General features: G+C 71.7%; 17 protein-coding genes and 1 pseudogene. 9 read left to right on the top strand and 9 right to left on the bottom strand.

Annotation, left to right across the window (positions count from 1 at the left end):
- Positions 1 to 57 precede the first annotated feature (57 nt).
- The 3 genes from J7E91_RS11475 to J7E91_RS11465 form a co-directional block, all read right to left on the bottom strand.
- Positions 58 to 705 (bottom strand): endonuclease, encoded by a 648-nt coding sequence (locus tag J7E91_RS11475; RefSeq protein ID WP_214901584.1) that lies wholly within the window; start codon positions 703 to 705, stop codon positions 58 to 60.
- On the bottom strand, positions 702 to 1,043 hold the full coding sequence (locus tag J7E91_RS11470) for a DUF3140 domain-containing protein (RefSeq protein ID WP_214901582.1): 342 nt from the start codon (positions 1,041 to 1,043) through the stop codon (positions 702 to 704). Before J7E91_RS11470 ends, J7E91_RS11475 begins: the two co-directional genes overlap by 4 nt.
- 153 nt (positions 1,044 to 1,196) lie before the next feature.
- Positions 1,197 to 1,664 carry a YchJ family protein gene (locus tag J7E91_RS11465; RefSeq protein WP_214901580.1) on the bottom strand — a complete coding sequence of 156 codons (468 nt, stop codon included), beginning with the start codon at positions 1,662 to 1,664 and terminating at the stop codon, positions 1,197 to 1,199.
- Positions 1,665 to 1,809: 145 nt separating this feature from the next.
- On the opposite strand from J7E91_RS11465, the gene J7E91_RS11460 reads away from it, so the two are divergent.
- Complete coding sequence (locus J7E91_RS11460) at positions 1,810 to 3,588, top strand: FAD-dependent oxidoreductase (protein ID WP_251015520.1); 1,779 nt, start codon at positions 1,810 to 1,812, stop codon at positions 3,586 to 3,588.
- Here J7E91_RS11460 and J7E91_RS11455 read toward each other — a convergent pair.
- From J7E91_RS11455 to J7E91_RS11435, 5 genes and pseudogenes are all read right to left on the bottom strand, one after another.
- On the bottom strand, positions 3,549 to 6,923 hold the full coding sequence (locus J7E91_RS11455) for an NACHT domain-containing NTPase (RefSeq protein ID WP_214901578.1): 3,375 nt from the start codon (positions 6,921 to 6,923) through the stop codon (positions 3,549 to 3,551). The genes J7E91_RS11460 and J7E91_RS11455 overlap by 40 nt on opposite strands.
- Positions 6,924 to 6,948: 25 nt before the next feature.
- Positions 6,949 to 7,699, bottom strand: a pseudogene (locus J7E91_RS11450) (amino acid ABC transporter ATP-binding protein).
- A complete protein-coding gene (locus J7E91_RS11445; RefSeq protein WP_251015533.1) occupies positions 7,696 to 8,577 on the bottom strand; it encodes an amino acid ABC transporter permease in 882 nt (293 codons plus the stop codon). Before J7E91_RS11445 ends, J7E91_RS11450 begins: the two are co-directional and overlap by 4 nt.
- A gap of 2 nt (positions 8,578 to 8,579) precedes the next feature.
- Positions 8,580 to 9,479 (bottom strand): ABC transporter substrate-binding protein, encoded by a 900-nt coding sequence (locus tag J7E91_RS11440; RefSeq protein ID WP_251015519.1) that lies wholly within the window; start codon positions 9,477 to 9,479, stop codon positions 8,580 to 8,582.
- A 108-nt stretch (positions 9,480 to 9,587) separates the two neighbouring features.
- Positions 9,588 to 10,541 (bottom strand): helix-turn-helix domain-containing protein, encoded by a 954-nt coding sequence (locus tag J7E91_RS11435; RefSeq protein WP_308376387.1) that lies wholly within the window; start codon positions 10,539 to 10,541, stop codon positions 9,588 to 9,590.
- 137 nt (positions 10,542 to 10,678) lie between these two features.
- Between J7E91_RS11435 and J7E91_RS11430 the strand changes: the two genes are divergently transcribed.
- The 7 genes from J7E91_RS11430 to J7E91_RS11400 all read left to right on the top strand — a co-directional run bounded on the left by J7E91_RS11430 (position 10,679) and on the right by J7E91_RS11400 (position 18,809).
- The gene (locus J7E91_RS11430; protein WP_214901570.1) at positions 10,679 to 11,098 is read left to right on the top strand and encodes a cupin domain-containing protein; all 420 of its coding nucleotides are present in this window, start codon (positions 10,679 to 10,681) and stop codon (positions 11,096 to 11,098) included.
- 58 nt (positions 11,099 to 11,156) lie between these two features.
- Positions 11,157 to 12,437 (top strand): VWA domain-containing protein, encoded by a 1,281-nt coding sequence (locus J7E91_RS11425; protein WP_214901568.1) that lies wholly within the window; start codon positions 11,157 to 11,159, stop codon positions 12,435 to 12,437.
- Positions 12,437 to 13,231 (top strand): hypothetical protein, encoded by a 795-nt coding sequence (locus tag J7E91_RS11420; protein ID WP_214901566.1) that lies wholly within the window; start codon positions 12,437 to 12,439, stop codon positions 13,229 to 13,231. Before J7E91_RS11425 ends, J7E91_RS11420 begins: the two co-directional genes overlap by 1 nt.
- A gap of 134 nt (positions 13,232 to 13,365) precedes the next feature.
- On the top strand, positions 13,366 to 14,685 hold the full coding sequence (locus J7E91_RS11415; protein ID WP_214901564.1) for an MFS transporter: 1,320 nt from the start codon (positions 13,366 to 13,368) through the stop codon (positions 14,683 to 14,685).
- Between the two features lie 5 nt (positions 14,686 to 14,690).
- Entirely contained in the window at positions 14,691 to 15,899 is a 1,209-nt protein-coding gene (locus J7E91_RS11410) for an anhydro-N-acetylmuramic acid kinase (protein WP_214901562.1), read from the top strand.
- Positions 15,900 to 15,965: 66 nt separating this feature from the next.
- Positions 15,966 to 17,879 carry a M64 family metallopeptidase gene (locus J7E91_RS11405; protein WP_214901560.1) on the top strand — a complete coding sequence of 638 codons (1,914 nt, stop codon included), beginning with the start codon at positions 15,966 to 15,968 and terminating at the stop codon, positions 17,877 to 17,879.
- A gap of 207 nt (positions 17,880 to 18,086) precedes the next feature.
- Positions 18,087 to 18,809: a transcriptional regulator gene (locus J7E91_RS11400; protein ID WP_308376373.1), complete on the top strand. Its 723-nt coding sequence runs from the start codon at positions 18,087 to 18,089 to the stop codon at positions 18,807 to 18,809.
- A 99-nt stretch (positions 18,810 to 18,908) separates the two neighbouring features.
- Here J7E91_RS11400 and J7E91_RS11395 read toward each other — a convergent pair whose 3' ends face one another.
- A complete protein-coding gene (locus J7E91_RS11395; protein WP_214901558.1) occupies positions 18,909 to 20,354 on the bottom strand; it encodes a nucleobase:cation symporter-2 family protein in 1,446 nt (481 codons plus the stop codon).
- Between the two features lie 328 nt (positions 20,355 to 20,682).
- Between J7E91_RS11395 and J7E91_RS11390 the strand changes: the two genes are divergently transcribed.
- Positions 20,683 to 21,903 (top strand): ROK family transcriptional regulator, encoded by a 1,221-nt coding sequence (locus J7E91_RS11390; RefSeq protein WP_214901556.1) that lies wholly within the window; start codon positions 20,683 to 20,685, stop codon positions 21,901 to 21,903.
- The last annotated feature ends 9 nt before the right edge of the window (positions 21,904 to 21,912 follow it).

Below are 21,912 nucleotides of genomic sequence, written 5' to 3'. Positions count from 1 at the left end.
TCGTCCATGTCGCCGATCTCCATGGCCTTGCCGCTCTCGTCGAGCGGCGTGCGGGGGTCAGCCTGTGTCGCGGAGCTCGTCCGCGATGTGCCGGTCGAGTGCGGCCCGTACGAGCGCCGCCGCCAGCGACGCCGTTTCGCCTTCGCCGACGAGCTTGGCCAGCTCGGCCGGGTCCGCGGGAAGCCCGAGCCGCTCCGCGCCCTGGAGGGCTTTGGCGTCGAGGTACGGCGCGACCTCGGGCCATACGGCCTGCGCCTCGCGCAGGAAGATGTCCGTACCGGCGGGCCCGAGCCCCGGCACCTCGCGCAGCAGGCGGCGCAGCGCCTGCGTGTCGCCGTCGGCGGCGGCTCGCATGCGGCGCAGGTCGCCGCCGTACTTGTCGAGGACCAGTCGCGCCCCGTCGCCGAGCTGGGTGGCGGTCCGTTCGTCGTAGCGGCGGTAACCGCCCTCACCGAGGGCGTCCACCCGCTGCTGCCAGGTGGCGTTTTCCATGCGGCGCGCGTCGCGCATTCCCGCGTCGTGCAGCGCGCGGGCGGCGGCCACGGCGATGGAGGCCTGGATACGGGCGCTCAGCAGGCAGGACAGGACGAGGAGGCGGTAGAGCGGCTGCGGGGTGTCGCGCAAGCGGATGCCGGCCTCGGCGGCGTACGTACGCCCGTGTGCGTCGAGGAGCGCGCGGAACGTGCGCTCGTTCGCGGCGGTCATGACGGCTTGAGCGGGTCGTGCCCCAGCGTCATCAGCCGGTGCCGCCAGACGCTGTCCCCCGGCGTCGGTTCGAGGTCGGTGCGCCGCTGTGCGCTGACGGTTTCCACCACCTGCCGCATGACCGTGACGTCGTCCTCGGTCAGGTCCGCGCGCCGCTTGCCCAGGATGGCCAGCACCTGCCGCCCGGTCTCGGTCCCGGCCCGCTCGGGCAGTGGCTCGCTGTTCTCGGCGGCGCCACTGGTCCGCAGCCAGGTGCTCAGCTCCTGCGACGTCATGTTCACCACGCGGTGGAAATCGTCCCAGAGCGCGTCGAGTTCCAGGGCGGTGATGCCGTCCATGGTCTGCCTCCCGGTGGTGCGTGGAGCGGTTCGTGGAGCGGTTCGTGGAGCGGTTCGTGGAGCAGTCCGCGATCGCGTCCGCAGTACCCCTGCGATGTCGCCCGAAACACCACCAGGCCGGGAGGAAAGGGCACGGTCGTCGTACGAGGGCGGCTAGCGCGTGAACACCGCGTCCAGGTAGACCCAGGCGCCCTCGTGGCGCGTGAAACGGCTCTGCTCGTGGAGTTCGCCCGGCTCGCCCTGGTGCGCGTAGTGGGCGCGGAAGGTGACCGTTCCCGTGGCGTGGAAGGCGCTGCCGTCGGTCGTGGCCAGGATGTCCAGCGCCTGCCAGCGCATGTCCGGGTCGAAGTCGAGGGTCCGGGGCCTTGTGCCGGGGTGCCAGGAGCGCAGCAGGTACGCCGCGTCCTGGGTGACGAACGCGCTGTAACGGGAGCGCATGAGGAGCTCTGCGGTGGGCGCGGCGGCCGCGCCGGAGTGGAAGCGTCCGCAGCACTCGCCGTAGGCGGCGGGGAGCCCGCAGGGGCAGGGCGAGGCGGCGGCGAGGGGTGCGGGGGCGGACGGGCCGCGGCCGGAACGGCTCTGGGGGCGGTGGCTCGTACCGCGTGAACTGCGTCGGGACATGTCCCCATTGTGCCTGCGGCCGGTGGAGCCCTTTCGCGCCAATGTGCGGCGGGGCGCGCACGTGCCTTCCGGGTCCTGGGGGCCGCCCGTATTCTCCTGGGCCTGACGCGGCGGTTACCGCCGGTAAGGCGACAGGGGGACGGGCATGGGCAGTTCCAGACGCACCTTCGTGGCAGGGGCCGCAGTGGCGGCGGCGGGCGGGGCGATGGCGCTGGGAGCGGCGCCCGCGACGGCCGCCGCCGCCCGGACTACGGCTGCGGTCAAGGCTCAGGAGTCCGTCGCCGTGCTGGGCGGCGGGGTCGCCGGCCTCACGGCCGCGCACGAGCTCGCCGAGCGCGGTTTCGCCGTCACGGTGTACGAGAGGCGGGCCCTCGGCGGCAAGGCCCGCAGCATGGACGTACCGAAGAGCGCGAGGGGCGGGCGCAGGCCGCTGCCCGCCGAGCACGGCTTCCGCTTCATTCCCGGCATCTACCACAACCTGCCGGACACGATGCGCCGCATCCCGTTCCCCGGCAACGCCAACGGCGTCCACGACAATCTCGTCGCACCGCGCGAGATGATGTTCGCGCGCACGGGCCGCGAGGACCTCCGGATGCCGATCCCCTGGCCCGGCCACCAGCCGGCCGAGCTCACCCTCGACGACATCCGCCGCGCGCTGACCGGGCTGCTCGAAACCGCCGCCAGCCTCCCCGCGCACGAGACCGCGTACTTCGTGAACCGCGCGCTCGTCTTCCTGACGAGCTGCGACGAGCGGCGCGACAACACGTGGGAGCGCACGCCCTGGTGGGAGTTCACCCGGGCGGCTCGCATGTCCCAGGACTACCAGCGCATCCTCGCCATCGGCGTCACCCGCAACATCGTCGCGACGAAGGCCGAGGAGGCCAGCACCCGTACGGTCGGCACACTCGGCGAGGCCTTCGTGCTCAACGCGCTGGGCCGGGGCGCCGACGGCCCGCCGGACCGCATCCTCAACGCGCCGACCAACGAGGCGTGGATCGACCCGTGGGTGGACCATCTGCGGGGCCTGGGCGTCGACTTCCGGATCGGCTGGACCGTACGGGAGATGAAGTACGCCGACGGGAAGATCTCAGCGGCGATGATCGAGGACCCGGACGGCGTACGCCGGACCGTGACCGCCGGGCATTACGTGTGCGCCCTCCCGGTGGAGCACGCGCGGCCCACCTGGAACGCCGCCATGCGCGCCGCCGACCCGCAGTTGGCGCGGTGCGACCGGCTGAGGACGGACTGGATGACGGGCATCCAGTTCTACCTGACGGAGCGTACGCCGATCCTGCACGGCCACCTCAACTGCGTCGACTCCCCCTGGTCCCTGACCGCCATCGCCCAGGCCCAGCACTGGCCGGACCGGGACTTCCCCGCCGACTACGGCGACGGCACGGCGGCGGACTGCCTGTCGGTCGACATCTCCGAGTGGGACAAGCCCGGCGTCCTGTACGGGAAGACCGCGAAGCAGTGCACCCGCGAGGAGGTCGCGCGCGAGGTGTGGGCACAGCTCAAGGCCGCGCTCAACGACACCGGCAAGACCGTGCTGCGCGACAGCGCACTCCACTCGTGGTTCCTCGACCCGGGCGTGGACGGCATCGGCACGCCGGACCCGAGGAACGAGGACGAGCTGCTGATCCACCCGGTGGGTACGTTCCACAACCGGCCGTCGGCGGCGACGAAGATCCCCAACTTCTTCCTGGCGGGCGACTACGTGTCCGTCGACATCGACCTGGCGACGATGGAGGGCGCGAACGCGTCGGCCCGCGCGGCGGTCAACGCCCTGCTGGACCGCGCGGGTTCGACCGCCCCGCGCTGCACGGTCACACCACTGTTCCGGCCGCCGGAGATCGAGTTCCTGAAGCGGCACGACCGGACGCGCTATCGGCTGGGGCTGCGGAACGCGCTCGATGTGGGCTGATGGCCGTTGCCGTCCGGGCGGACCGGGGCATACGCGGCGACCAGGCCGCGTACCCGGTCCAGGGTCTCCGGCGGCACACCGCGCAACTGACTGTCGGCCGTCCGGTCCAGCACCTCACGGACCGTGTCACCGAACCACCCGCTCGCCCACTGCGATTCGCGGGTCTCGGCCCAGAGGCCCAGCACCCGGCCGAAGGCGCCGCCCGCCAGGAGGGCTTCGACGACCATCTCCCAGTAGTTCCGGAGCTCGGCCCGCTCCTGCCCGGTGGCGCCCGACTCCAGTGCCACCATGGCGGCCCGCGCCTTCAGTTCCAGCGACACCTCGGGGTCGAGTTCGCGCGGGTACAGCGCGTCCAGCACACTCCACACCACGGACGCGGGCAGCCGGGCGGCGTCGTTGACCAGTTGCCCCAGGACCAGCCGGACCGCGCGTTCGCGGGTGTCCTGGTCGAGACCCGAGCGCGACCGGAGAAACGTGCCGCAGCGCTCGTACAGAACAGCCAGGTGGCCCTCCGGGGCGCCGAGGCCGCTCGCCAGCCACAGGTCCGTCAGGCTGTGGGCGACCGAAGTGGCGGTGCCCTCCGGCGTACCGACAAAGGTGGTGACCGCGGAGCCCATCCAGCGGAAGAGAGGGTCCGCGGCGTGCAGGACGAGCGCGTCGTTGGTCCCGCCGGACACCGCCATCTTGTGCCGGATCTGGTCCGGGTAGGGGCGGGACCAGCAGACGTTGCTGGTGCGGTCCCCGTGGCCCGGCGGGCGGCCGTAGAGCCAGTAGGCGTCGACCGGTTCGGGGACGAGGACATCGTCCGCCGGCCGGATGTCCAGGTCCCGCCGGTCGCCGTTCCAGGTGTGGCGGAGGTCGAGGGCTATCGCGAAGTCCGTCCACTCGGGCTCGGTGAATGCCGACCGCCACAGCAGTACGTTCCGGTGCCAGGTGCCCGCCGGATTGGTGTCACCGGGGAACACTTCGCTCGCCTTGACTCCGTCCCTGATCAGCACCGTCAGCATCATCAGGTTGGCGCCGTACAGACCGCGCCGCGAGGAGGTCGCGCGGACGGTTGGCCGGTATTCGCCGAACCGGTGCTCGGTGCGGTTGCGGTGGTCAGCCATCACGGTGACGAGTAACTCGCCGAGCCGCTCACGGTCCTGCGCGGCGATACGGCGGATCCGGGCGCCGACGAAGCGGAGCATCTGGCGGGAGGACAGCGGCGCGTAGGACAGCAGGGCGTACAGCAGGTCGTCGTCGACCCCCGCCCTGCCGAGGGAGAGCGCCGGGCGCTGGTCGAGCAGCCCGCCGAGAAGCTGTACGGCGAGACGGGCGGCGAGGTACTCACCGAAGGTGGCGTGCAGGAATTCGTACGTCGCCAGCCGCTGATCGTCGCGCAGTGCCTGCGCCCGCTGGACGAAGAAGAACCGGCCCAGCGCGATTTCCGCCTGGTCGAGCGGCGCGCGAAAGCCGGCCCGGGGAGACTCGGGGCGGCCGAGCAGCGCCGCCAGGTCCTGCTCCAGCTCGGCAGTGGTGATCCACTGCCGGTGCCGGTTGAGCATGCCGAAGGAGATCAGGGAGAGGCGCTGGAGCTCCTGCTCGACCCGGTTGGCCAGCTGCTGTCCGGCCAGCGCTGTGGCGGACTTGCCCACCTCGCGGACGGCGAACGACGCGAGGAGTTCCTCGTACAGCTCGGCCTCGCCCAGCGGTTCGTCGGCTTCGGCTCCGCATTGCAGGGCGTTCCCCGTGGCGTCGTACAGCGCGAGCATCAGCAGGAGCAGCGGCTGGGACGCGAGGGCATGATGGCGCGCCGCGACGGCGGCGGGCAGGGGCCGCAGCCCGTTCGCGGTGAGGTACGGCTCGTTGAGGCGGTTCCACAGGCCCAGCCAGCGCTCGACCTGCTGTTCCCGGAAGGGTTCGAGGCGCAGCGCCACCGCGCCCTCGGGGTAGCGCGCGCGGTCGGCGACGGCGGTACGGCTGGTGACGAGCGCGAGGACCGGACGCCCCTGGTCCGCCTCGCGCTGCTGGAAGCGGGCCACCCGTACCAGGTAGTCGGACTGGCTGACGCCGGTGGCCTGGAGCAGCTCGTCGAAGCCGTCGAAGAGGAGGACGGGTACGGCCCCCTCCGCTGACCGGACGAGGTCCGGCCAGGATGCCCGTTCGCCGGTCGTGGCCCGTACGGCGTGTTCGATCTGGTCCTGTACGTCGGCGTCGGCCGGCACTTCGCGCAGGATGATCCGGACGGGCAGGAAGCCCGCCTCCGGCAACCGGGCGGCGAGGATCTTGGTCAGTACGGACTTCCCCGCGCCCGGCTGGCCGAGGACGACCAGGGGCGCGGTGGTGGTGGCGACGGAGGTGAGGGCTCCCGCGAGGTACTCGGTGAGGTCGGACCGTACGGGCGCGGTCTCCCACCACTCCTCTTCGGCGGGCCCGTGCGGGCCTTCGGCCACGGCCCGGACACGGAAGTCGGGGTCGACGTATCCCTCGCCGAGGGTGGGCAGGCACACGCCCGTCGGCGCGTCTCCCTCGGCCAGGATCGGCCGGGGCAGGGCGGCCCGGTAGCCGGTGGTGAGGGCGGCGGCGGCGTGGGTGAACGGGCGTACCGAGGTCAGGCCCGCCAGGGCGGTCTCGATGCCGGTGAGCGCCTGACGGAGGCCGGCGCGGGTGGCCTGGTGCTCGATCTGGCCGGACCAGAATCCGAACTCCGGTACTTCCAGGGTCAATTGCGCGTACAGCTCTCCGTAGCGCTGGATGGCCCGGCGGCCCAGGTCATGGCCCAGCGCTTGCAACGTCTGTCGGCGCTTCGTCTCGTCGAGCCCGTCCCATACGGCCAGTCCGCGAAGGAATCGCACCAGCCTGAAGGAGAGCACCATGTACCAGTCTTCGAGTTCGTCGCACACTTCCTCGTAAGGCAGATGAGGCGCGGGCTGCGGGGCGGCAGTGGCGACCAGCGCGTGAATGAAGCCTTCCGCCTCCTGCCAACCCCCGGCCAGGCCGATCTGCTCGCGCCGGGTGAGCCGTAACTCGGCCAGATAGAAGGGGAGTTCCGCCTCCCCGAGCGCCTCGAAGTACGCCGTGACCACGAGCACCGCGTGCGCCGCCGCGATCCGTTCCGTACGCTCCGCCCGCTCGGAGGTACCCAGCCGCTCCCGCAGCCCCGACGTCAGGTCACGCCCGAGCCGCAGCACCCCTCCCCGCGCCTCGAACAGGTTGAGCACCGCGTCGCCGGCACCGCCCGTCGCCATCGACAGCGCGCCGCCGAGCGCCTGGTCGGCCGCCGTCAGCGCAGCGCTGTCGGCGCCGAGAATCGCTACCGCGTCGCTGTAATTGAGAAGTCGTCGCCCCCGCACCCTCCTGGTCTATCACCAGAAGGGATCACAGACGTCCCGCTTCCACAATCCGCCGCAGAAAGCGCTGGGTGCGTTCCTGCTGCGGGTCGCCGAAGATCTGCTCCGGCGTGCCGCGCTCCAGCACGACTCCCCCGTCCAGGAAGCAGACCTGGTCGGCGACTTCGCGTGCGAAGCCCATTTCGTGCGTGGCCAGGATCATCGTCATGCCGTCGGCCTTGAGGTCCCGTACGACATTGAGCACCTCGCCCACCAGTTCCGGGTCCAGCGCCGCCGTGATCTCGTCGAGCAGGAGGAGGCGCGGGCGTACGGCGAGGGCGCGGGCGATGGCGACGCGCTGCTGCTGGCCGCCGCTGAGGCGGTCCGGGTAGGCCGTGCCTTTGCCGGCCAGGCCGAGCCGGTCCAGGAGTTCACGCGCCTGCTGGACGGCCTGCGCGCGCGGTGTGCCGTGGACGCGGTGCGGGGCGAGGGTGATGTTCTGCAGCACCGTCATGTGGGGGAAGAGGTTGTACGCCTGGAAGACGACGCCGATCCGGCGGCGTACGGCGTCCGCGTCGGCCCTCGGGTCGGTGATGTCCTCGCCGTCCAGGAAGATCGCGCCGTCGTCGATCTCCTCCAGGAGGTTCGCGCAGCGTCGACTTGCCGGATCCGGACGCGCCGATGAGGGCGGTCACGGTGTGCGGGGCGATGTCGAGGTTCACGTCGCGCAGGACGGGCGTGTCGCGTCCGAATGACTTGCGTACGTTCTCCAGTCGCAGAACCGGGGCAGCGGTGGTCATGTCGTGCCTCCCTGGGCGCGCCTTCGGTCCATGCGGGCCGTCACCCAGTCGGTGAAGCGCGTCATCGGGATGGTGAGCGCGACGAAGACGAGGCCCGCGACGACGTACGGCGTGTAGTTGAAGTCCTTGCTGGCGATGATCTGCGCCGCGTACACGGCGTCGACGGCGCCCGCGATGGAGACGAGCCCGGTGTCCTTCTGGAGCGAGACCAGGTCGTTGAGCAGCGGCGGCACCACACGGCGCACCGCCTGCGGCAGCACGACGAAGCGCAGCGCCTGGCCGCTGGAGAGGCCGAGCGAGCGGGCCGCCGCCCGCTGCGAGGGGTGGACGGACTCGATGCCGGCCCGGAAGACCTCGGCGACGTACGCCGAATAGGTCAGCGTGAGCGCCGCGCCGCCGAGCAGCACCGGGTCGGTGGTGACACCGGCCAGGCGCAGGGCGGGTACGCCGAAGACCACCAGCAGGAGGCAGATGATCAGCGGCAGTCCGCGGAAGAAGTCGGTGTACGCCGCTGCCAGGGCGCGCAGCGGGAAGAACACCGGTCCGCGCAGGGTGCGGGCGACGGCGAGGAGCATGCCGATGACGAGGACGGCGGCTCCGCAGACGACGAGCAGCCGCAGGTTGAGCCAGAGTCCGTCGATGACCTTGGGCAGTGCCTCGCGGGCGTACTCGGCGCTGAAGAAGGTCTCGCGCGTACGTGGCCAGCCGGGCGAGTTCGTGACGACGAGGAAGAGGACGGCGGCCGTGACCAGGGTGCTCAGCGCCGCGATGGCGGTGGCGCGGCGGGTGCGGGCACGCTTGTGGCGCTCGCGTTCGAGGCGCCGGGCGGAGGGGACGTACGCGTCCTCCTCCGCCGCTGCCGTCACGGTCTTCTCCATCGTCACTTGAGCACCGGGGCGTCGGCGGCGTCGGACAGCCACTGCTTCTCCAGCGCCGCGAGCGTCCCGTCCGCGCGCAGGGCGTCCACGGCGCCGGTCACGCAGGGCGTGAGCGTGCTGTCCTTGTCGAGTACGAGACCGAACTGCTCGGCCGCGCCGCCGGTGTTCTCCAGCTGGCCGATGATCTTCGCTTCGGGGACCTCGGCCGATGTGATGTAGAAGGCGGTGGGGAGGTCGAGGACGATCGCTTCCACCTGGCCGTTCTTGAGGGCGGTCTTGGCGAAGTCGTTCTTCTGGAAGACGGCGGGCTGCTGCGCGGGCCTGATGGCGTCACCGATGACGTCGAGGCTCGTGGAGCCGACCTGGGCGCCGAGCTTGACGTCCTTGAGGCCGGCCAGGGTTTTGACCTTCGCGGCCCTGGAGGTCTTGAGCGCGATGACGGCCTGCCGGACGTCGTAGTAGCCGGAGGAGAAGGACACGGCTTTCCTGCGGCTGTCGCTGATGGAGATCTGGTTGAGGTCGAAGTCGAACTTCTTCTCGCCGGGCGCGAAGGCGGTGTTGAACGGCACGGTCTGCCACACCACTTGGTCCTTGGCATAGCCGAGCTTCTTCGCCACGGCGTACGCGACCGCCGACTCGAAGCCCTTGCCGTTGGCCGGGTCGTCGTCCTCGAACCACGGTGCGTACGCGGGCTTGTCGGTGCCGATGGTCAGCTTGCCCGGTACTTCGGTGGCCAGTTTGCCCGGCGCGCAGCTCGCCTTGGGGCCGGGCGCGGCGGCCGGGGACTCGGGCTGCGGGGCGCAGCCGGTGACGGCCGCGGCGGCCGTGACGGTGAGCGCGACGAGCGTCGCGAACGGTGCGGGGGCGGTCGTGCGGCGGCGGGGCCGGCTGGCAGGGCGCATGGCGGGAGCGTGGCAGCGGGCGAGGGCGTCTGTCCAGGTCGAACGGGGAAACGTCCGCATCCTGAAATGTGCCCGCAATGAGTCGCGAGACGGTGAGTTACGGCCGGTTCAGGCGCCCGGTGCGCCCGGTGCGAACCGCTCGCGGTAGGCGCTGGGGGTGAGTCCGGTGCGGCGGCGGAGCTGGGCGCGGAGGTTGGCGGCCGTACCGAGTCCGCTCGCGCGGGCCACGGATTCGACGGCTCGGTCGCCGCGCTCCATCAAGCGGCAGGCCAGCGCGACGCGTTCGGCGGTGAGCCAGGCCAGGGGCGTGGTGCCGAGCTGCGCGCGGAACCTGCGGTGCAGCGTCGCCGGGCTTACGGCCGCGTGCGCGGCGAGGCCGGAGACGGTCAGCGGCGTACCGAGCCGCTCCCTTGCCCACTCCAGGAGCGGGCCGAGGGACGTGTCACCGGAGGAGACGGCCGGGGGAATCGGGTGCTCGACGAACTGGCGCTGGCCGCCGTCGCGGTGGACGGCGAAGACGAGACGGCGGCTCACGGAGACGGCGGCCTGCACGCCGTGGTCGCGACGGACCAGGTGCAGTCCGAGGTCGAGGGCGGCGGCACTGCCCGCGGCGGTGAGTATGTCGCCGTCGTCGACGAAGAGCACGTCCGGTTCGAGCCGGACGGCGGGGAAGCGGGCGCGGAAGGAGTCCGCCCACTGCCAGTGCGCGGTGGCGCGGCGCCCGTCGAGCACCCCTGCCTCGGCGAGCGTGTAGGCGCCGCTGCAGAAGCCCACCAGCCGGGCGCCGCGTGCGTGCGCCCGCCGGACGGCGTCCAGTACCGCTGGGCGGCGCGGCACGTCGATGTCCGGCCGGTTGGGCACGATCAGGGTGTCGGCGGTGTCGGCCGCCTCCAGCCCCGCTACTCCGGTGAGTGTGAAGAACCCGTCCCTCATGAGGATGCGGGGTTCGGGGGAACAGAGGGCGAAGTCGTACAGCTCGCGGCCGAGTTCGGGCCTGCGCAGTCCGAACACTTCGATCGCGCAGCTGAGTTCGAAGGGGTTCGAGTTCTCGTCGACGATCACGACGACCCGGTGGAGGCGAGACCGGGACTGCGCGGCCTCCTGCGAGACCTCCTGCGAGACCTCCTGCGAGGATTCTTGCGGCATGTGCGATTCCTAGCACTCACAGGGAGCGCGGCGCCAGGGACGACGATCAGGCCATGGCTACGAACGAACTGCACAAGCAGCAGGAACCCATCGCGCTCGCCGACGCCCTCGGCTCCTTCGACGCGCTGTGGAGCCCGCGCATCGTGACCCGCGTCAACGACTACGACGTACGCGTGGCCAAGGTCGCGGGCGAGCACGTCTGGCACGTCCACGAGGACACCGACGAGTTCTTCCAGGTACTCGGCGGCGAGCTGACGATCGCGCTGCGCGACGGCGGCGCGGAGGGTGCGGAGCGGGCTGTGGTGCTGCCCACCGGCTCGGTGTACGTCGTCCCGCGCGGCACCTGGCACAAGCCGTCGTCGGCGGGCGGCGCGTCGATTCTCGTGTTCGAGCCGACCGGCACGTCCACGGTGGGCGACAGCCACGACCCGGTCCCGGCCCACGTGGACGCGACGACGGGGCACGCGCTCTGACAACAACCGGCCCGTCCGGCGTTTGGGGACCGGAGGTGATCTTCAATAGGATCCGGCGATGATCACAAGAAAACGGCGGGCGGCCGGCGCGCTCGGCCTGCTCGTGGCCCTGGCCGCCGGGCTCGTCCCGGCCGGCCCCGCCGCCGCCGGCGAACCGGACTCGCGCGACTCCCCCAAGGTTGAACTCGTCCTCGACGTCAGCGGTTCCATGCGGGCCAGGGACATCGACGGCCAGTCCCGGATGGCCGCCGCCAAGCAGGCGTTCAACGACGTACTGGACGCCGTGCCGGACGAGGTGCTGCTCGGCATACGCACCCTCGGCGCCGACTACCCCGGCGACAACCGCAAGACCGGCTGCAAGGACACCAGGCAGCTGTACCCGGTCGGCCCGCTGGACAGGACCGAGGCGAAGACCGCCGTCGCCACGCTCGCACCGACCGGCTGGACGCCCATCGGCCCCGCCCTCCTCGGCGCGGCCAAGGACCTCGAAGGCGGTGACGGCACCCGCAGGATCGTGCTCATCACCGACGGCGAGGACACCTGCGGCCCGCTCGACCCGTGCGAGGTCGCACGCGAGATCGCGGCGAAGGGCACCCACCTGGTCGTCGATACGCTCGGCCTGGTCCCCAACGCCAAGATCCGCCAGCAGCTGACGTGCATCGCCGAGGCCACCGGCGGCACGTACACCGCCGTACAGCACACCGACGAACTCTCCGGCCGCGTCAAGCAGTTGGTGGACCGCGCCGCCGACCCCGTCGTCACCCCGGTGGCGACCGAGGGTGCGGACCGGTGCGTGGACGCGCCGCGGCTCAAGGCCGGTCTCTACACCGACCGCGAGAAGTTCTCCGAGCACCGCTGGTACCGGGTCGACGTACTGCCCGGCCAGGAACTGCGGGCCTCCGTCAGCGTCGGCGCCGACCGCGCCGTCGACCGCGACTACGGCGTACTCCTGCGGGCGGTGACCACGCACGGCAGGGAGATCGTGCGCGGCTCGGAGGCGGGTGACGGCCGTACGGACGTGATCTCGACCGGCCTGCGCTACCCCAAGGCCCCCCTGGACGACGACACCGCCGACGAGGTGAAGCCGGCGGCGGAGACCGTATGTCTCCAGGTCAGCAACTCCTTCTCCGCTCCCGCGTCCGTCAAGACGACGCCGGGCCTGCCCGTCGAGCTGACCATCGACGTGGTGGACGGCCCCGACGAGGCGTCGGATGTCGCGTCCTTCGGGCTCGGGCACGGGTGGTGGCTGCTCGGCGTACTCGCCCTGACCGGCCTGCTCGCCGGTCTCCTGTGGGGCTGGATCTCACGCTGGCGCTTCGCCGTATGGAGGACCAACTGATGCGTACGACGACACGTGTGCTGAGCGGTGTCGTGCTGGCGGGCGCCGCGCTCTTCGGTACGGCCGCTCCCGTCCTCGCGGACTCGACGCCCTCGCCGGGCGCGAGCCGGGACGGCGAGGAGGAGGCCGCGCCGACCGAGGCGGGCACCACCTTCCGTACGGCGACGAAGATCCGGCAGGACCAGCGGGCCACGGCCGGTGCGTCCACCGGTGACTACCTGTACTGGGTCTTCGACGCCGACGCCGGGCGTACCGCCACGGTGCGGGCCACGGTGAAGCTGCCGGAGGCCGCCGCCCGGCACGGCGCGGCCACCTGGCAGCTCGATGTCTACGACGGGCTGCGCCGGCGCCAGGCCTGCGTCCACGGCAGCCAGGCCAGGGCGGCCCCGCGGGACGCCGCCTCCGTCACGGTGTCCTGCACGCTGCGTACGGTCAGGGCCTGGGCGGAGCCGTGGGCCGACGACCCACTGCCGGGGAGCTACTACGTACGGCTGACGGTCGTCGACCTGCCGCAGGAGGACCTCGGCCTGCCGGTGGGCGCGGAGGTCGTGGCGACGACGAAGGACGCGGGCGGTTCGCGGGCGGTGGACGGCGCGCTGTCGGTTCCGCTGGTGCCGGGCGCGTCCGACGCGGAGGTGGCCGAGGCGGCCGGGGAGTCGTTCTCGTCGGGCTGGTGGTCGTCGCGCTGGCTCTGGACGGTGGGCGGGGGCGTCCTGGGGGCGGCCGCGGCCATCGCCGGGTACAACATGACGCGCGGCTCCGGCCGGCCCTCGCGGGTTCCGCCGGGCGTCTGAGCGCGCGGCGGGCAACGGACAGGCGGCCCTGTCCCGCTCCGGCGGGGCGGGGCCTGCCGCCGGACAGGGGTGGGACGTACGGCAGGTGGCGCACGGGACTTGTGGTGCGGCTGCCCGGTCAGCACCCTTGCCCCATGACCACATCCGCCCCTGGTCCGGTCCCCCCTCCGGTGGCAGCCCGGCCGGTCCGCTCGCGCCGGGCACTGGTGGCGGGGTCCGTCGGCAACTTCATCGAGTGGTACGAGTTCGGCGTCTACGGCTACTTCGCCACGATCATCGCCGCGCACTTCTTCACCCCTGAGGGCGGCAGCGACGTAGAGGGGCTCATCAAGACGTACGCGTCCTTCGCCCTGGCGTTCTTCTTCCGGCCCGTCGGGGCGGCGGTGTTCGGGCGGCTCGGTGACCGGATCGGCCGCCGGCCGGCGCTCATCCTGGTGATCTGTCTGATGACCGGCGCGACGGCGCTGATCGGTGTGCTGCCGACGTACGCCTCCATCGGCGCGGCCGCCCCGTGGCTGCTGACGCTGCTGCGGATCCTGCAAGGCCTTTCGGCGGGCGGGGAGTTCGGCGGCGCGGTGTCGGTCATGACGGAGTTCGCGCCGCCGGGCCGGCGGGGGCGGTACGGGGCGTGGCAGTCGTTCACGGTGGCGCTCGGTCTGCTCGCGGGCGCGGGCATGGCGGCGCTCCTCGCGACCGTACTGACCGAGTCGCAACTGAACGGATGGGGCTGGCGGGTGCCCTTCCTGCTGACGCTGCCGCTCGGGCTCGTCGCGCTGTGGCTGCGGCTGCGCCTGGACGAGACGCCGGCCTTCGCGTCGGCCGTCGTCGAGCGGAGCGAGCCCGTGCAGCCGCCGCCCGCCGGGGAGACGGTCACGGCCGTCGCGCTGGCCGCCGGGCGGCTCATGGGCTGGTCGGCGGCCGGTTACACCTTCCTGGTCGTACTCCCCTCGTACCTCCAGAGCACGCTGAACGCGACGTTCCAGCAGGCACTCGTCGCCACGGTCCTCGCCAACCTGGGGTTCGCGGCGTCGATCCTGCCGGCGGGCATGGTCAGTGACCGGATCGGGCGGCGGACCGTGATGCTGACCGGGGCGCTGCTGGTCGCCGTGCTCGCGCTGCCGCTGCTGAATCTGGTGCAGGACCCGGGCCAGTCGGCGTACGCGAAAGGGGCGGCGCTCTTCGGCGCCGGGGCCGCCGTCGGGCTGATGGCCGGGCCGGGGCCCGCGATGCTGGCCGAGATGTTCCCGACCACGGTGCGCTATACGGGACTCGGCCTGGCGTACGCGCTGTCCAACGCCGTGTTCTCGGGCTGCGCGGGGCTCATCATCACCGAAGTCGTCAAGCGGACCGGTGACGTCGACATCCCCGCCTATTACGCGGCGGCGACCTGCGCGGTGAGCGTCCTGGCGCTGCTGACGCTGCGCGGCGACGACCACAAGCGGGCGCTGCGGTGAGCGGCATGCGGGTCATCGGCCTGATGTCCGGCACGTCGCACGACGCCATCGACGCCGCTGCCGCCGACCTCACCCTCGACGGGGACACTCTGGTGCTCACGCCGCTGGGCCTGATCAGCGCGGGGTACGACGACGGTCTGCGGGCGGCGCTGGCCGAGGCGCTGCCGCCCGCCGGGACAACACTCGCCGCCGTGTGCCGGCTCGACACCCGCATCGGGCAGGCCTTCGCCGACGCCGCTGTCCGGGCCGACCGTGAACTGTGCGGTGGGCGTGCCGACTTGATCGCCTCGCACGGACAGACCGTCTACCACTGGGCCGAGGACGGCCGGGTGCACGGCACGCTCCAGATCGGTGAGCCGGCCTGGATCGCCGAGGCGACGGGCCGCGCGGTCGTATCGGGCTTCCGTACGCGCGATGTGGCCGCCGGGGGCCAGGGCGCGCCGCTGGTGAGCCTCGTCGATGTCCTGTGGCTGCGCGGGCGGCCGGGTGTCCCGGTGGCGCTGAATCTCGGGGGCATCGCGAATGTCACGGTGGCCGACGGTGGTTCGGGCGAGCCGCTGGCCTTCGACACGGGGCCCGCCAACGCGCTGATCGACGCGGCGGTGGCGGAGTCCGCGGGCGGCGGCGCGGCGTACTCCATGGACGTGGACGGCGCGCTCGCCGCGCGTGGCAGCGTCCATCGCCCGCTGCTGCGGCGGCTGCTGGACGAGCCGTACTACGCGAAGCCCGCGCCGAAGACAACGGGCAAGGAGCTGTTCCACCTGCCCTATCTGCGCGCCGCGCTCGCCGGTTTCGGGCCCCTGCCCGCCGAGGATGTCGTCGCCACGCTGACCCGGCTCACCGCGCGGACGGTGGCCGACGCCGTCCGGCCCTTCGGCGCGACGGAGGTGATCGCGTCCGGCGGTGGCACGCGCAATCCGGTCCTGATGGCGTTGCTGCGCGAGGAGCTCGGCGGCGTACCACTGCGGACGTCGGACGAGCTCGGGCTGCCGTCGGCCGCCAAGGAGGCGTACGCCTTCGCCGTTCTGGGCTGGCTGACCGCCCACGGCCTGCCCGGTACGGTCCCTTCGTGCACCGGCGCCCGCCGCCCGAGCGTCCTCGGCTCGGTCACGCCCGGCGGACCCGGCCTGCGCCTGCCGGAACCGGTGGCGACGGCGCCGACCCGGCTCACAGTTTCCGCCACGGGCAACACCGGCCCCTTTACCGGGCGTTGACCGCACCCGTACGCTCCCCGCCACCGCGTGATCACCAGTCGTACGGCAGACGGAGGGTGCACCACCATGAGACTTCTGAACAGACCCGCGCTTCTCGCGGTGGCGGGGGCACTCCTCGCCGCCTGCGCCATCGGCACCACACCGTCGGCCTCGGCGGCGACGGGGGCGCCGCACCCGGTGACCGTGAACGCCAAGGTGGTACCGGTCCAGCAGACGGGCCCGGCCGACAAGCGCTTCAATCTCGTCGTCCTCGGTGACGGCTACACCGCCGGAGACATGGCCGGCTTCCGTACCGATGTCGACAAGCACGTCAATGTGCTGTGGAGCATGGAACCGTTCGCCTCCTACCGTTCGTACATCAACGTCTGGGCGGTGGAAGTGCCGTCCGCCGAGTCGGGCGTCGACTGCGATCCCGGCCTGGACGCGCCGCGCCGTGACACCCCCCTGGACATGGGCTTCTGGGGTGGCTGCAACCCGGCCAGTGTGCAGCGGCTGTTGTCGATCGACTCGGCGGCGGCGACGGCTCTGGCCGACCTGATCCCCGGTTCGAAGAGTTCCAACCGGCAGATCGTCGGCCTCGCCAACAGCGCGACGTACGGTGGTGCGGGCGGCACCTTCGCGACCGCGTCCGGCGGCAACGCACTGTCCTCGCTCATCACCCCGCACGAGATCGGCCACTCGCTGGGCAAGCTCCAGGACGAGTACGACTACTACGCGCGCGGCGTCCCCGGCGGTACGTACGAGGGCGGCGAGCCGGCCTCCGCGCACCACACGCTGCTCACCGAGGAGCAGATGCGCTCCGAGCAGCGGAAGTGGTGGCGCTGGCTGGGCGAACGCAGCGACGCCGGCGGCGTCATCGGGCGCCACGAGGGCGGCATGTACCAGACGAAGGGGGTCTGGCGGCCGAGCAGGCACTCGATGATGAAGACGCTCGGTTACGCCTTCGACCAGGTGGAGCGGGAGGTGATGACGCAGGCCATCTCCGCCAAGGTGAACCTGGTGGAGGGCCACACCGCGAACAGCGCGGCGATCGGGGACGACCATACGGTGTGGGTCGACACGCTGCATCCGGTGGGAGGGGAACTCGTCACGGTGTGGCGGCTGGACGGGCGGAAGGTGGACGGCACGGAGGGCAGGCGCAGCCTGGACCTGCGGCGCCTCGGTCTCTCCGAGGGGCGGCGCCACACCCTCACGGCGACGGTCTTCGACCCGACTCCTTTCGTACGGGACCCGGAGATCCGCGCCTCTGCGGCGCTGACGCGCACCGTCACGTGGACGGTGGACCCGTCTCTCACGACCGAACCGTCCTCCATCCCGGTGGAGTTCACCGGCCACACCGGCACTGCCTCCCCGGTAGGTGCCGAATCGGTGGTGTACGCCGACACCACGCATCCCACGGGCCGCGCCCCACAGGTGCGGTGGACGCTGGACGGGCGGCCGGTCCACAACCCCGGCAACGACCGCGACCTCGACCTGGGCGCGCTGGCGCTGCGCGGCGGCAGCCACACCCTGAAGGCGCGTATCGCCGGTACGGACCGGACGCTGACGTGGAACGTCGACGCGGCGCCCGCGAAGGCGGCGTACGAGCTGTCCGATCCGGTGCGCACGGTGCGGCGGCCGGGGAAGCCGGTGGAGTACGTCTATGACGGTCCGTTCACGATGAAGCTGACGGCCCGCGACGATCAGGCGGGTTACGTCGTCACGCAGTTCCGGGTCGACGGCGACGGCTGGTACACGTACTTCGGCTGGCCGACGGACGCGAACGCACCGTTCCGGTTCACCCCGGGCGGCACGGTCATCGACGACCTGGTCTACGGCAAGCTCGGCATGCCGCGTGTCGTGCCGTGGGACGACGCGACACCGGAGTACGGCTCGCACACGGTCGAGTACCGCACGATCGATTCGGCGGGCAACGCCGGCCCGGCAAAGTCGTTCCGCGCAACGCTGATCCCGCCGGGGGCGGGGGACGACGAGGGTTAGGGCGGGCGCGGTGCGGTGCGGGGAACGCTCTTGATCCCCGAGGTGACGGCCGGGAGGCCCACGCCTTCGTGTGCCTTCGTATCCAAGGGCAGCCAGGGGTTCGTACCACTGGATGTTCTGTTAATCTGCCCGCTCCTGGATGTTCGTCCACCCGTCCGTCTCCCCCAAGCGCCCAACGCCCGCCGGGTGCAGCGAGGTGTCTCGTCCGTGTACAGCATTCCGTTCTCCCCCGCAGAAGCCAGAGCCGCGCGCGCCCGGATGGGCCTGACCACGACTCAGGTCGCGCACTCCATGGCGGCATGCGGTGCCCCCACCCACCCCGACCTGATCGCCGCCTGGGAGCAGGGCACCCATGTGCCGTCGGAGCCGCAGCTCTTCGCGCTGGCCGATGTCCTGTGGTGCACCTCCACCACGCTGATGGGCATCGAACCGCGGACCCTCGCCGAGCACCGGCTGGCCCGGCTGCTGAGCGTGGAGCGGCTGGCGTACAGGATCGGCATGGACGCGGCCGACTACCGCGCTGCCGAGGCGGCTCAGCGGTGGGACGGGGATCCGCGCCAGACCAGGGCTCTGGTGGACGCCCTGGGGCTCTCGCTGCGGAAGCTGATCGGGATCATGGGCCGGGTCGACGAGCTGGCCGAGCATCTGCGGTCGGCCATCGAGGGGCGGTGGAAGGCGCATGTCGGCCCGGTGGCGGAGATCGTCTGTGTCGACGAGACCCTGGTGGGCGATGCGCTGCGCACGATGCACACGGAGTTCGCCGCGTTCTCCGAGCGCTACATGGGGCACTTGGTGGCGCGCAACGACGACGCCCGGCTCAAGGAGATCGCGGCCGAACGTGCCGCGTATCTGCGCCGGCTGGTCGACCACTTCTGGGAGCTGATCGGCGAGGCGGGCGACGTACCGCCGTTCGACACGGTGGGCCGCTGACCCCTGCGCCGTACGCCGGTACGCCCCGTACGCCCGTACGCCGGTTGGGGCCGGCGAGGGCCTGGACAGCCCTCCCGGCCGCAACCGATGGCGCGCCGCTCAGCGGGCAGTGGCGCCGATGCAGGGCTCCGCCGAGCCGTCCGGCTCCTCCATGTCGTCCCAGTCGATCTCCATGACCCTGCGGCGCGTGAAGACGTTGAAGAACAGATTCAGCGTGATGGCGGTGAGGCCGCCCAGCGTGATCCCGCTGTCGAGGACCGCCTGTACGTCGTCCGGCATCCGGTCGAAGAACGACGGAACCGTGGTGGGCAGCAGCGCGGCGCCGAGACTCACGGCCAGGATCAGTGCGTTGCGCTCCTCGCGCAGGTCCACCTTGCCCAGGATCTGGATGCCGACGGCGGCGACCATGCCGAACATCGAGATCGCCGCACCGCCGAGCACCGGATGGGGAATCGCGGCGACCAGACTGCCCGCCTTCGGCAGCAGCCCCAGGACAATCATGAAGACTCCGGCCGCGACGACGACGTACCGGCTCATGACCTTGGACATCCGCACCAGACCGATGTTCTCGGCGAACGCCACGTACGGGAACGAGTTGAGGACGCCTCCGAGAACGGTCGCGGCACCATCGGCACGCAGCGCCCTGGCGACGGTGTCCCCGTCGACCTTCTTCCGGGTGATCTCCCCGATGGCGTACACGTCGCCCGTGGTCTCCACCATCGTGATCAGCATGACGACGGTCATGGCGATGATCGGAAGGAGCTCGAACTTCGGCATGCCGTAGTGGAACGGTGTGCTGACCCCGAACCAGTCCGCCTGCGCCACCGCGCCGAAGTGCGCGTCGCCGAGGAGCCAGGCGACGGCCGTACCGCCGACCAGCCCCAGCAGCACGGCGAGACTGCTCAGGAACGGCTTGCCGACCCGGACCATCGCCAGGATGAAGAGGAGGGTGCCGAGCGCGTACGCGAGGTTCTTCGGATCGCCGTAGGCGGGGTCGCCCATCAAGTGCGAGCCGCCTGCCGCGTCCTGGAGGCCCACCGGGATGAGAGTGAGGCCGATGATGGTGAGAATCGTGCCGATGACGACCGGTGGGAAGTACTTCACCAGCTTGCTGAAGAACGGTGCGAAGAGGAACGTCGCTATGCCCGCCGTGATCACCGCGCCGTAGACGACGAGCAGTCCGGCGGTGCCGCCGCCCGCCCCCAGGCCGATGGCGATCATGGGAGAGACGGCGGTGAAGGTGACGCCCTGGACCAGAGGCAGCCTGGCGCCGATCTTCCAGACGCCGAGGGCCTGGATGATCGAGGCGACACCGCAGGTCAGCAGGTCCGCGTTGATCAGGTAGACGAGCTCCTGCCCGGACAGGCCCATGGCGTTGCCGAGGAGGATCGGGACGATCACGGCTGCCGCGTAGAACGCGAGGACGTGCTGGAAGCCGTAGAGGGTGAGCTTGGGTAGCGGGAGCATGTGGTCCACCGGGTGGACCGGCTGCCGGGTGACGTTCCGGGCGGACTGTCGGGCGGACTTTCGGGAGACTCGTGCCATCTCTGCCTTGCCTTCGCGCGAGGTAGGTGAATGAGAGAGGACCGCCGCCGTCGGGTCCCGGGTGACAGGAGGGGGAGGGCGGATCGGCTCGTACGGAAGCCGACGTCTGGCGGAGTTGCCGACACCACGTCGCCCTGAGCTAACATTGCGTCCTGGATTGGCAGGACTTCCTTCGATTGACACAGCAAAGCCCGGTTCACCCATGGGATCCGCAGGTGCTGTCGAATCGAAGCGCTCACCTTAGAGCAACCTCGCCGTTCCTCGCGAGTAACCGGCGCCCCGGCCGTACGTCCGGGCGCCGAACGGCTTCGCTTAGGCTCTCGGTGCCATGAGAAGCAACCCCCCGCGCCTGGAACCGAAGGCCGACAAGGACACCGTGCGCAGGCACAACCTGAGCCTCGTGCTGCGCGCCGTCCACGACGGGGGCGAGGCGACCCGCGCCGGGGTCGCGGCCCGGGTGGGGCTGACGCGGGCCGCCGTCTCCTCGCTGGTCGAGCAGTTGCTGGACAGCGGTTTCGTCACCGAGTCGGGAAAGACGTTCAGCGGGCAGGCGGGGCGGCCCGGCACCGTCCTGAAGGTGGCACGTACGGGCGTGGCGGGGCTGGGTGTCGAGGTCAACGTCGACTACGTGGCGGTGTGCGTGACCGACCTGTCGGGCGACGACCGGGTACGGCTCACCGAGCACACCGACAACCGTGGCGCCCGGCCGGGCGAAGTCCTGGCGCGCGCCGCCGCGATCACGTCGCGGGCGCTGGAGTCGGCGGCCGGGTTCGGCCTGCGGCCTGTCGGCGTACAGCTGGCGCTGCCCGGTCTGGTCTCCGGCGGTACGGTCCGCCAGGCGCCCAACCTGGGGTGGAACGGCGTCGCGGCCCAGGAACTCTTCGCACGGGCGCTGGCGGAACTGCTGCCGGGGCCAGGGACGCTGCCGGTCGGTTCGGACAACGAGGCGAATCTGGCGGCGCTGGCCGAGCTGTGGTTCGGCGGCCTCGGCCGGGAGCGTACGTTCCTCTACCTGAGCGGCGAGATCGGCGTCGGCGGCGCGCTGGTCCTGGGCGGCGAACTGCTGCGCGGCGCGCACGGTTTCGCCGGGGAGATCGGGCATGTGGTGGTGGACCCGGAGGGGCCCGAGTGCCGCTGCGGCTCGCGGGGCTGTCTGGAGCAGTACGCCGGCCAGCGGGCGGTGCTGCGGGCGGCGGGCATCGACGAGAACGCCGGGCTGCCGGGCGTGGCGGAGCTGGAGTCCCGGGCGCGTGCGGACGACGCGCGGGCCGTCGCGGCGATCCGGCAGGCCGGGGCCATGCTGGGGCTCGTCCTGTCCGGGGCGGTGAATCTCTTCGATCCGGACGCGGTGGTGCTGGGCGGGATCTACCGGACGCTGATGCCGTGGCTGTCGCCTCCCGCCGAGCGGGAGATGGAGCGCCGGGTGGTGTCCGGCCTGTGGCCGGGCGACAGCGGCCGGCTGCGCGCCTCGTCCCTGACGGGGGACGCGGCGCGCGGCGCGGCGGCGCTGGTCGTACGGGACGTACTGGCGGACCCGGCGGCGTACTGACGAACCGGG

It is taken from the genome of Streptomyces sp. ISL-99, from assembly GCF_018614005.1.
Lineage (GTDB): Bacteria > Actinomycetota > Actinomycetes > Streptomycetales > Streptomycetaceae > Streptomyces > Streptomyces flavidovirens.
This window is presented reverse-complemented; position numbering and strand designations above follow the sequence as displayed.